This is a genomic window from Limnospira fusiformis SAG 85.79 (assembly GCF_012516315.1).
GTDB classification, from domain to species: Bacteria; Cyanobacteriota; Cyanobacteriia; order Cyanobacteriales; family Microcoleaceae; genus Limnospira; species Limnospira fusiformis.
The window spans coordinates 5,804,624-5,816,975 of the sequence record NZ_CP051185.1 but is presented as its reverse complement, the minus strand read 5'-3'; the positions used below and the strand labels follow the sequence as shown (position 1 = coordinate 5,816,975).

The 12,352-nt window shown below is 41.1% G+C and carries 7 protein-coding genes and 2 tRNA genes; 2 read left to right on the top strand and 7 right to left on the bottom strand.

Going from position 1 to position 12,352, the window contains the following annotated elements:
- Positions 1-14: 14 nt before the first annotated feature.
- The 6 genes from HFV01_RS27115 to HFV01_RS27090 all read right to left on the bottom strand — a co-directional run bounded on the left by HFV01_RS27115 (position 15) and on the right by HFV01_RS27090 (position 4,827).
- Positions 15-1,199 (bottom strand): glycosyltransferase, encoded by a 1,185-nt coding sequence (locus HFV01_RS27115; RefSeq protein ID WP_193520588.1) that lies wholly within the window; start codon positions 1,197-1,199, stop codon positions 15-17.
- A gap of 39 nt (positions 1,200-1,238) precedes the next feature.
- A complete protein-coding gene (locus HFV01_RS27110; protein ID WP_006670492.1) occupies positions 1,239-2,372 on the bottom strand; it encodes a glycosyltransferase family 4 protein in 1,134 nt (377 codons plus the stop codon).
- Between the two features lie 130 nt (positions 2,373-2,502).
- Positions 2,503-2,574 (bottom strand) — tRNA-Thr (locus HFV01_RS27105).
- Between the two features lie 3 nt (positions 2,575-2,577).
- A tRNA-Tyr gene (locus HFV01_RS27100) sits at positions 2,578-2,659 on the bottom strand.
- 163 nt (positions 2,660-2,822) lie between these two features.
- Complete coding sequence (locus HFV01_RS27095) at positions 2,823-3,962, bottom strand: hemolysin family protein (RefSeq protein ID WP_008056506.1); 1,140 nt, start codon at positions 3,960-3,962, stop codon at positions 2,823-2,825.
- Between the two features lie 121 nt (positions 3,963-4,083).
- Positions 4,084-4,827 (bottom strand): SDR family NAD(P)-dependent oxidoreductase, encoded by a 744-nt coding sequence (locus tag HFV01_RS27090; RefSeq protein WP_006622345.1) that lies wholly within the window; start codon positions 4,825-4,827, stop codon positions 4,084-4,086.
- 187 nt (positions 4,828-5,014) lie between these two features.
- Here HFV01_RS27090 and HFV01_RS31460 point away from each other — a divergent pair, with 187 nt between their 5' ends.
- Positions 5,015-9,673, top strand: a complete 4,659-nt coding sequence (locus HFV01_RS31460; protein WP_318286015.1) for a LamG-like jellyroll fold domain-containing protein — start codon at positions 5,015-5,017, stop codon at positions 9,671-9,673.
- Here the strand turns inward: HFV01_RS31460 and HFV01_RS27070 are convergent.
- Positions 9,666-9,980: a hypothetical protein gene (locus tag HFV01_RS27070; RefSeq protein ID WP_193520587.1), complete on the bottom strand. Its 315-nt coding sequence runs from the start codon at positions 9,978-9,980 to the stop codon at positions 9,666-9,668. The two genes, HFV01_RS31460 and HFV01_RS27070, sit on opposite strands and share 8 nt — an antisense overlap.
- A gap of 183 nt (positions 9,981-10,163) precedes the next feature.
- Here HFV01_RS27070 and HFV01_RS27065 point away from each other — a divergent pair, with 183 nt between their 5' ends.
- The gene (locus tag HFV01_RS27065) at positions 10,164-12,317 is read left to right on the top strand and encodes a glycosyltransferase 61 family protein (protein ID WP_318286308.1); all 2,154 of its coding nucleotides are present in this window, start codon (positions 10,164-10,166) and stop codon (positions 12,315-12,317) included.
- Positions 12,318-12,352: the final 35 nt, after the last annotated feature.

Below are 12,352 nucleotides of genomic sequence, written 5' to 3'. Positions count from 1 at the left end.
TCGCCTTCCCGATTTTAGGGCTGACAAATCGAATTGTAAGCCTCCACAAACTGAGGACCAATCACATTCCAATTATAGCGCTGTCGAGATAAGTTTTGTCCATTATTACCCATTTCTCGCCTGATATCCGGTGTATTAATTAACTGCTTTAAAGCACTTTCCCACTGGTCTAGGGTTCCCGGTACAACCAAACCAGCATTTTCTTCAATTACATCTACCGCGATCTCAACTTCCGGGGTAATCACTACAGGTAATCCAGCCGCCATAGCTTCAGCCACCGCAATACCAAAGTTTTCCCCCAAAGATGGTAATGCTAAGAAATCACAGCCATAGAGTAAAAGTTGTTTATCCTCACCGCTAACAAAACCTGTAAATGTCACTTTTTCCCCTAATCCCAGGCTGCTGATTATTCCCTCAATATATTGACAATAAGCAGGTTCTCCACTCCCTCCAATCACCAAATGAAAGTTATTTTCTCCCTGGATATTAGCCAAAACTTTCAGCAAAAAATCAAGTTGTTTTTTGGGGTGAATCCTGGACAGAAACAAAATAATCGGGGTTTCGATACCAACCGAAATATTATATTTGTCACGCAGGGCTATTTTAGCGTTAGGATAAGCCGTCGGGAAATGAATTCCTAAAGGTATATTAACCGTGGGTGCATCAATACCAAAATCACCCACATATTTTTGTTCTAACCTAGTGGTACAATGAATCAGAGACGCTTTTTTTAAGTTGGCATTTTCCAACAGGAAATTATAGATATTTTTTTTCAGCCGCTTTTGATTAATCACCCAGGGGGAAAAATGACCGTGAGGACTAATCACATAGGGGATTGATTTCTGTCGCGCCTTCCTCGCCCCAAATGTACAAACATAGGAAAATAGGGAGTGAATATGCACTAAATCATAACCCTTAATATAGGCATTTAGCCACTGCATAAGTTGCCGAGAAATCGCATATTCAGACAAGGCTGGAACGGAGGGAGACCATCTCGGGAAAAATAAAACTGGTACATCCTGATAATCTATAAACTCACCACAGGGAATCTCTAACACTCCCGGACCGCTATCATTAGTGGTGAGAATTTCCGCCTCTACCTGACAATTTCTTAGCGCCTGAACAATCTCGATCACAGCAACGCTAGTCCCGCCTCTAATGGGACTCACTGAAGGAATAATATGTAAAACTTTTGCCATAATTTTATAGGTGATTTGGTGAATTTTTCCACATTAGTTTTACCCAAGTTTTCCGGAAGCGGCGATCGCTTGTTCATACAAACCTATATATTCATTAATCATTTTCTCCGTAGTAAATCTTTTGGCATTATCAAATAATGGTTGGGGGTCTGGCTTAATTATATTGAGGGAATCCAGAATTTTAGTGGCTGATTCTTGGGGATTCTTAGGGTCAATATAAATCGCTACCTCTCCCCCCACTTCCGTCATAGGAGGTATATGGGATGTAAACACCGGACAGCCACAGGCTTGGGCTTCAATAATCGGCCAGCCAAACCCTTCTTGAAGGGATGGAAATAGTAAAGCGATCGCCGCCGAGTATAAAGCGCGGAGGTCTTCATTATCGATATTAACACAGGGAATAACTAATGGTTCTAATTCATAGTTTGTGATCAGTTGTTGTAATTCTTCAGTAAAGGGGGCTCCCGCCATCACTAAATAAATATCGCCCTTGGCCAGTTTTTGTTGAAGATGGGCAAAGATTTTGACAACTCCTGACCTATTTTTATACCATTGATTACCACCTACATGGAGAATAAAAGAACTATTTTCGGGAACTTTTAATTTTGCCAGCCTGGGTTTATATTCAGTTTCTGACATGGGGCGATAAGGGTAATTTAACCCCATATAAATAGTAGTTGCCGCCTGGGGTTCTAGTTCGCTAATCCTCAGTAAATCCTCTCTGGTTTTTTCCGAAATACAGGCTACTCGTTGAGCTTGATTTAACCCTTTCAAAATGATTTGTTGAAGTTGCCGACCTGTCCACCGGGTGGGATTTTCGGGGATTTCTCCTAAAGCTGACCGGACGGCTAGTAAATCATTACAGGTAACAATATGGGGGATTTTTTGTAAGTAGCGGGTATAAAATCCATTGGAATGGTCGCAAATATGAGCAACATCAGCCCAGGCTAAGTGTTCTTTTAATGTAGGGGGAAACATGATAAACTTATCGATATATCCTAACCATTTTCCTACACCACTACCGCCAGGTTTAAGCTGTCCTAACTTGGCTTCGGGACGCAGTAAGCGCACGTCATGACCTGCTTTTTTTAACTCGCTCTCCATGACAGCCGAAAAGCGCTGCATACTTTGTTGAGCATCTGGTAGGTAATTCCCAATCAACAGTATTTTCATTAACTATAATTATAACCCAGGATACTTGTCAATACCAATTCTGTAGATTCACCCGTGACCAGTGTATCATAGTTTTACCATGGCATAGACAAGGTATGGCTTGCGTCCACGGAAATATTAAGCAATAATAAGCCCTTGACGAGGATTGAACTCGTGACCTCACCCTTACCAAGGGTGTGCTCTACCACTGAGCTACAAGGGCAAGTGGGCCGGGCTGGATTTGAACCAGCGTAGGCGTAGCCAGCGGATTTACAGTCCGCCCCCATTAACCACTCGGGCACCGACCCATTTATTCAACAATTTATAATTGTATCACAAATCTCAAAAAAAGCTAGTGTTTGGGAAAACTTTTTTTTTAAAATCCCAAAACCCTTACCTGTCAAGGGTTTGAGCGAATACCAAAAATAACTTTCGCTTTCCTGAAACCCGAATTAATGGCCAGATAACTGGTCAATGTTTAATCCAGGGTAAGCCAGAGGACCCGGAACGGGAGGGGGAAGAATTCATAGGTTTATTGCGGGCCATCCGACTGGGAAAATCACTTTCGTCGTAAATTTCCCCGACCAACTCCTCTAAAATGTCCTCCAAAGTGACCAAGCCAACTGTCCCCCCATATTCATCAACAACGATCGCCATGTGTAAGCGCTGCTGTAACATCTCTGTAAGCAAGCTACCCACCCTTTTGGTCTCCGGTACATAAACCGGGGGAATCATGGCTTCTGTGACGGATGGCGGCGGGCTATCAGCACTAATTGAGCGCATCAGTTGTAGCGCCCGCTTCAAATGCACAATCCCGACAATTTCATCTTTTGATTCTCCCTGGACGGGAATACGAGAATAACCAGTTTCCAAACACAAATCTATGACCTGAACGACGGTCGCCTGATGGGAAATAGTCCGCATATCAATACGGGGTTTCACGACCTCCCGCGCCATGAGATAATCCATGACCAGGGTTTTATTTAACAGTTGATGTTTTTGCCAGTCGAGTTGACCGCGACCCCCTAAAATCTCAATCATTAACCGTAGTTCCTGGACGGACAAACCGGGTTGTACAGCGCCCCGGTTGACTAACCGGATAATACTTTGGGCGATCGTTTCAAACAGATAAATAACGGGAGACAGGAGAATAGACAGCAAGTAAATGGGACGAATAACTGCCTTAAAAATAGGTAGAACGTTGATGATAGCCAAAGATTTTGGGGTAATTTCTCCAAAGACCAACAGCAAAAAGGTGACGACAGCGGTAGCAATTCCCAACCCGGCATTACCTAACCAAATAGCAAATAAATTACTGGTGAGAATTGCGGAGAAGTTATTAACTAAATTATTGCCGACCAAAAGAGTAGTAATAAATCGCGCCCGTTTCTCCAAAACCAGGGTAAACATCCGATTTGGATCACCTTGTTCTCGAATTAGCGCCCGCAACTTGAGATTATCTAAGGCTGTGATAGCTGTTTCTGAACCAGCAAAAAATGCCGATAATACCAACATGAACAGCAAAATCAGCAAATCTATCCAGACATTTCCTAACAAAGGTGCAACTGCAGCCGTAGTCGCCAGGTATTCCGGGAGGGATATTCCAATCACAGAGGGATACCAAATTCTAAAACTATTATTTTGAAGTTGAGTGAGATCGATTCATTATAGAATGAATACTTCACTACGGAATTAAGCGAGTTTAACATAGTTGTTATAGGTTTTTCAGTTACTACCAGGGCAAATTTGTCCCATCCCAGGACAGAAACTGACCACTATGACTGATTTCTAGGCGGTTAATCACGTCTAAGAGTTGTTGTACAGTTCGATTAACTGCAAATAGGTTTTCGGGTGCGACATTTTTTTGAAAGGGTTGGGAAAGCTGTGTGTCTGTGGTCCCTGGGTGTAGCATGACGACAATGGTTTGGGGACTTTTGCGGGAATATTCGATCGCAACGGTTCGCATGAACATATTTAAAGCGGCTTTGGAGGCGCGATAACCATACCACCCACCTAAATAATTATCGCCAATACTGCCTAATTTGGCGGAAATTGTGGCGAAAACATGGCGGCGCGGGCTACTGAAAAAGGGTAACAGATGTTTGGCTAACAATACTGCGCCAATACTATTAACCTGGAAATACTCGATGAGGCGATCGCTATTAATTTGTCGCAAACTCTTCTCGGGTTGCAACCCTACACGATGCAATATCCCGATACAATTAACCACGAGGTCTAATTCTCTGGTTTGATGGCTAATGGTTTCCAAAGCGACGACTAGATCAGATTCTTGGGTAATATCCATGGACAGACAGACGAGACGCTGGGGATACCGACTGGCCAAGTTTAACAAGTCTTGGGCGGACTCCCAACGCCGATAAGTCCCATAAACCCTGTCAATTGCTGGGTCTTGTAACAAGATCTCGACAAACCCATAGCCAATACCACCACTAGCACCAACAATCAAAATATTCAATCAATTAAGTCCTTTTAGCGATCGACAAACTTGTTTTCTCAATAAACGCGACTGGGGTATCTATACGCTCAATGGTAGCAGCTATGGGACTTACACAAGGGATATGGTTTGTGACTTGGGGTGGGGGTGTACAAAATTTTTCGGTTCGGGAACTTTTCAGGTGCGCCGATCTACATTACAATCTAGTGTGTCAAAACCTGTTCCCTGTCTCTTATACCTATTTGATATGTCAGCAAGCGATTTTAGCCGAGGTAATGAGTTTCTCCGTAATGGCCAACTGGAGGAGGCGATCGCTGCTTATCAAAAAGCGATCGGTCAAAACCGGGACTTTTACTTGGTTTACCAAAATTTGGGGGAGGCGCTGGAGAAGTTAGGACGTTTTGATGAGGCGATCGCTGCTTATCGGCGCGCGGTAGAATTGAAGCCAGAGGCGGCGTGGTCTTATGTGAATTTAAGCCGGGTTTTGCGGCAGGTGGGACGGGTTGAAGAAGCCGAAAAAGCTGAAGAACAGGCGGTTGGAATTGATCCTAAGTTAGCTGATTTTTCGCAAAATGGGTATGGCATAAAAGAGAATATTTCAACAGCAGTTAATCCAACTGAGTGGCAGGGTAAGCGTCCTCGGGTGGGAGTCTGCGGTTGGGAGTTATCCCACAATGCTGCGGGTCGAGTTTATACCTTGGCTCAACTCTATCAGACCTTTGCAGATGTTGAGATTATTGGGAGCATTTTTCCTCAGTGGGGTCGAGAAGTTTGGGAGCCGATCCGTCAGACTAAAATTCCGTGCCATCATTTTTTTGTCAAGGATGAGAGTCAGTTCATCGACGAAGCTATTAAACTGGTGAGATCTCATCCTTATGATATTGTTCATTTATCCAAACCTCGGTTGCCGAATATTCTGTTTGGCTTGCTCTACAAAAGCCTTTGGAATTCGCGGGTGATTGTGGATATTGATGATGAAGAAATGGCTTTTGTGGGTGCAGAAAGTTCCATTGAGTTGGATGATTATCTGAAAAAGCAGGGTAGATTGCCCGATCTGAAAGAGCTGACGGGTACGGAGTGGACTCGAATCGCAGTGGGTTTGGTGCGGGAGTTTGATGGGGTGACGGTCTCGAATCCGGCTTTGCAGGAGCGTTATGGCGGGGTTGTGATTCGTCATGGGCGAGATGAGGCGAGGTTTGTGCCTTCGGCTGACCTGAAGCGCCGCAGTCGGGAACGCTTTGGTATTGCTCAGGATAAAAAGGTGGTGCTGTTTTTTGGTACGCCAAGGAAGCATAAGGGTTTGGTGACGACGGCTCGTGCTTTGGGGAGTTTGGGGCGCAAGGATGTGGTATTTGCGATTATTGGGGATTTCGAGGATGGGAAGTTAAAAGAGGAGTTGCAGGGTATCCCTGGGGTGGATTATGTGTTTGTGGGGAATCAGCCCTTTGAGTCTATCCCGGATGTGGTGGCGGTGGGTGATATTTGTGTCCTGTTGCAGGATGCGGACTTTCGGGTGTCGCAGTTCCAAATTCCGGCGAAGTTGTCCGATGCTTTGGGAATGGGGTTGGTGGTGCTGTTGTCGGAAACGGCCGCGGTGGCTGATGTGATTGAGTCGGGGGCTGTGGTTCCGGTGGCTGAGGGGGATTTGCCTGCGGTTTTGGATAGGGTATTATCAGATGAGGCGGAATGCGATCGGCTCAGGGTTCGCGGTCGGGAGTTATTTGCCACGGAGTTTGGGTTTGGGGTGAATGGGCCTCGGTTGGCTGCGGTTATGGACTCAGTTATGGTGCGATCGAGCGGCCAGGAGCAATTATCGGAAAAATTGAATCAGTTGTTGAATGGGTTGTCCTCCGTTTCGTCTGTCGTGTCGGAGCGAGGACAGATCGGAAGCACTATTAAAGATAAAAAGATTATTGTTTATACTTGTAACTTCGGCAATTATGAGTCAGTTAAGGAACCGCTGGCGGTTGATCCCAGGGTTGAGTATATTCTCTTTACTGATAGAAAAGAAATTGAATCAAGCAATTGGAAGGTTGTTTACATTAACGAATTGGCTGAAAATCCGAGACGAGCCTCAAGATTAGCCAAAATATTACCTCATAAGTACCTTCCAGATCACGATATTAGTGTCTATCTTGATTCGACTTTTACCATCAAAGAGCCGGACATATATAACATGGTCAAACAGTGCATGGGAGACAGTGATATTGCACTTTACAAACACAGTGAGAGAAACTGTGTTTATGATGAAATTGACTTTTGTGAGAAATCTGATATTAGAAATATAGATTCAGCCACTTGCTCAAAAGTGAGAGCCAAGTATCAATCGATTAATTATCCCCGCCAAAATGGTCTGTTTGAAAATGGATTTATTTTCAGAAGAAATAATTCACAAATTCAAGAACTTAACGAATTGTGGTGGAGTGAATATGTATCCGGTGCCGAAAGAGATCAGTTTAGCTTTATGTATTGTTTGCACTTATTAGACGTTAAGCCTAACTCCATAACAATTGGCAAACAGATGCGAAAAAATCCATTTGTAAAATGGACTAAGCACGAATATAAAGATTACCAAAACTCCATTGATAACAGTCCATATTATATGGTCTATATGGACAAATTTCATGATTGGGGAACTACCAGATTGAGGGGATGGCAAATATATGAACGATTGAAACAATATTTGAATATACAAATTGTTCCTTACTCAAAAGCAGTCCATCTCCACAACAAACATATGCTTTTCCTAAAAATCAGAAACTATGATTTGCTGATTCCCATCATCAAAAATAACAATAAAGTCTATCTTGACATGGTAGATTGTCACTCAAAATATATAAATCCCCAAAAACATATTTTTAAGGACGTAGAATTTGGCATTTTTGCAACAAAAAATTCGATGGAATTTTATAAAAAATTATTTAAGCATCCAGAAAAGTGCCAAACAATTTATCATCATTGGGATATCACGTTAGACAAATTCAAAAAAGATCATAATTTGGATTCAGTCAAAATCGGCTATTTTGGTGTTGAGCCGAAGGGATTTCTTTATGGTAAAATTCCTGGAGTGGATTTTCATGAAGTTACTTCAACCAATTTTGATGATGCCTTGAAAAGTAAAATGAGTAACTATAACGTTCAATATATTGTCAGACCTATCGAAGAACAACAAGAATTTCCAGCTTTAACTAAAATATCAACAGCCAGTGTTTTTCATGCTCCTGTTATATCATCCAAAACAAATGAAGTGGAGTTGCTCGGCTCCGATTATCCTTATTACATTGAAAATCTTGATCTGCAATCAATTTTAAAAACCATTGACAAAATTAAAAGAACTTTCCAAAAATATGAGTGGAATTATGCGGTCAATATCATGAAGTCCATCAAGGAAAAAACATCGATAAATTCAGTAGTAGATGAGTATATTAGATTATTCAAAAGTTTGGGAGAAATCCCCTCTTTTTACACCCATGCACAAGATAAAAGGAAAGCTATCTATACAGCCAATATTGGTGGCTATGATCGCCCGATTCCTCTCGATCCTGGCCTGGCGAAAGATTGGGATGCTTATTACTTTTCAGACGACCCAAATTTTGATTGTCCCGGATGGAAACATATTTATGTGAATTTTGACGAAATTAAATATTACTCGAAAGTTGCCTGTGCAAGAGATATCAAAGCTCGACCACATCTATATTTGCCCAATTACGATGTAACACTTTGGGTTGATAGCAATTTTGTCGTCAAAAGAGATCTTAATGAATATCTCAAAAATCTACCTGATGATGATTTTATTACCACAAAACATTATAAGAGGGACTGTATTTATGAAGAGTTGCAGCAACCAAGAGTGGTAGTTAAAACTGGACAAGCCATTCTCGATAGGGTTCGGCACCAGCTTGAAAGTCAAGGTTTTCCAAAACATTTTGGTCTTCAAGAAACCAATTTTGTTTTGAGAAAAAATACGGAAAAATCTAGGATCATAGGAGATATGTGGTGGAACTATATGAAAACGTTTAACGCTTATCGAGATCAGCTTTGGCTTTCATATATATTATTTGAAACTGGGTCAAATATTACCTGCGTTCATAGAGAAGTTAGAAACCGATATTTTGATATTACCGAACACCCTAATTTAGTAACGACCACTAAAAAATATGCTTTGAAGTTTGGGGCTAATAATCGATCGTATGTTGAAATTCCACATCAAAAAGGTTTGAAATTGACGGGCGATCTAACGATTGAATTTTGGGTAAATTTAGCGGGATGGCCAAAAACATGGACTCACATAATCTCGAAGCAGTTAGATGATTTCAGAAATGAGTTCTGCCTCCGACTCAAAAATGCTAACAAAGGTCAGTTTTATTACAGTTTCGACAATGAACTTGTGGTGTTAGAATTTAATCCCAAAAATGTCCTCAAATTGAAGACTTGGACACATGTAGCCTGTGTCCGTAAAATAGGCGAGTCATTAAAAATCTACATTAATGGAGTATTGATTGGGGAGACTGCCATCATCACAGGTAGAGAAGCAACCGATACAGAAGCTCCTCTATTATTAATGACTAACGTGCAACGTCAACAGTTTATCAATGCTCAGATGTGCGACCTACGGATATGGTGTAAAGCTTTAAGCCATCATGAAATTATTGCTCAAATGAATCGGGAGATTCAAGGAAATGAAAAGGGTTTAGTTGGGTATTGGAAATTTGATTCCGGAGAGGGGAATAAACTCATCGATAATCAGTCATTTAATCACGGATTAATCTACGGATCAACGTGGCAAAAACTAGATTTCAAACTTGGCAAAATAAATTCGCCGATACAGCGGTTGAAGGTTGAAGAGAAAAGTTACAATGTCAGCTAAAGCTTTTAACGTCACTCCGGCTTGGGACGTGTTCTAGAAAGTGAGACATGACTGTAAATCTGACTAATTTCTTTTGGGGAATATTGTTGATATCGAAAATCACCGCATCATAACCGGCGGAACGGGCGGTTATCACTTTCTTTTTGTTAATGTCAATACCCAAGCCCCGTCGGCCACCCAAAAATTTTCGGCTCCAACCAATAGATTCACCTTTTGAACAGCCAAAATCAAGGAAATCAAAATGACCCTCATGTATGAGTTTCGCAAAATCGTCACCTGTTTCGGGCGATATAACTTTGTTGCTCATATTTTTACCTCTCGTACTGATGCGATGTATGTTGAGAATCCACCTTCTGTAAACACCCCCGCATCATACCATAAACACCCCCGCATCATACCATAAACAACCCCACATCATACCAGATCACGATACTTAGAAAACTTGACAAATATCTACCGCTTTGGTATAATAGCCAATGGCTTTTACCTTATGTATACTTTAGTCTGGGGAGTCAGCCAATTGGTCAGCGATTTAGATAGGGGTAATCAACTGCTGCGGAGTGGTAAGCTAGAAGAGGCTGTAGCGGCTTATCAAAAAGCGATCGCACTTCATCCCGATTTCCATTGGTCTCACTACAAGCTAGGGGAAGCCTTAGAACAGTTGGGACGTTTAGAAGAAGCGAGAGTAGCTTATCAGAAAGCAACGGATTTGAATCCCAGTTTGGATAAATTTGCGCCCGAGTTAGAGTCGGTTAATAGTATCGAAAACTCAGACATTAATTCATCTGAACGACTAGCTAAAAAAATTTACGGGCAGTTGCCAACTTCAACTTTTTCAAGTTTGTTGCCAGTAGATAACCAAAGTTTTTTAAGTGATGTTGATTGCTTTAGAATTCTCATAGAAACTATTAAGCCACAGATAATTATTGAAGTTGGTAGTTGGAAGGGTCATTCAGCAATTTTAATGGCTCAAAATTTACGTGATTTAAACCTTAATTCTTCTCGTGTACTCTGCGTGGATACATGGCTGGGTAGCCTAGAACACTGGGAAAAGGAAGTATGGCGTAATCAACTTTATCTAAAACATGGTTATCCTAGTTTGTACGAGAGATTTTTGAGCAATGTTATTAGATCTGGATTAAAGGACTACATTATACCATTTCCTATGGTATCAGCAACAGCAGCAGCTTTTTTTGATAGAAATGAAATCAAAGCCGATCTCATATATATTGATGCAGCCCATGACTATGAATCTGTGACCAACGACCTGCACAATTTTTATCCGTTACTGAGTCAGGGTGGGATTATATTTGGAGATGATTTTCCACATCCTCCTACAGGGAATGCTATTCGTGATTTTGCCATAAGCAAGAACTTGGGGATAATAACGCAAGGAAGAAAATGTATTCTCTTGAGAAATGACCAGTTGAGTAAATTTGCCAACCATAAGAGTTTGAATCTGGTTTTAGAACCCCAATCCATTAATAAAAACAAAATCAAGCTCTCACCGATGGCTATAGATAGCTCAGAGATAGTTATTGCTGAAAATGAAAATTTACTCTTTGCTGCGGAAGAAGAAAAAGTTTATATATACAAGCCAAATTCAGATGAAAATGTCACCAATTTTGGTGTGGATAATATCATACAAAAAGCTTGTTTTGGTTCTTCTGTTAAAACAAGTAAGTTTCAAAGTATATATACTCCCAAGCCTGTTTATTTAGCTCGCTTCCCCTGGACTTTGGTACTTCCTTCTAGCCCATCTTTGGTAATTTCTCGGATGATAAAATATTGGCAGGATTCATTATATCTAGTCAACTGGCAGGCTTTATCTGATCAAAGCGACAAAGGAATACTGATGCTGACGGAGGATATCAAACCTCGGATTATTAATGAGCCAACGATACTACTTGCGGCAGGTTTCGCTAATAACTATTATCACTGGCACATTAATTTATTACCAGTAGCTTATTATTTAAAAACAAAAATTAACTCAGGCAAATTTAGAGTAATTTATCGTGACTTGAATAATTGGCAAAAAAGAAGTTTGCAGTTACTTGGAATAGATTTATCAGCCCTAGAGCCGGTAGGTAATGAAACGCTTTTATGTCGATCTCTTGTTTATTCGTCATACTTATCAGGCATAGCTTTTGTACTACCCCCCCAGATAAAAAAAGTGTTTGATTCAGTTAAAGATTATTATTGGGAAAATGTTAAGAATCCCATCAAGGATTTACCAGAATTGATATTTATTAGTCGAGAAGACCAACCCAGTCGCAGAAAGTTATTGAATGAATATGAAGTGTTTAGCGCTCTTGAAAAATTAGGATTTGTTAAAGTTACCCCTGGTCGTCTTTCCTATGAGCAACAAATTCAGACTTTTGCTAATGCCAAGGTCATAGTTAGTCCACACGGAGCTGGCTTAACTAACATAGTATTTGCTTCTTCTAACTGCACAGTAATTGAGATATTTCCAGAAAACTATATTAACATTTGCTATTGGCGTTTAAGCCAGGTTTTGAACCATAAATATGCTTATATTGTAGCTGAAGTAGATGAGGCGCAAAAGCATCTTCATTACCATAAAACAGAATGTAGTGTTTCAGTAGATGCTGTCGTTAACGCTGTCTCCCATGTTTTGGTATAATAGCCGATGGTTTCGGCATTGCATATGCTTTATCT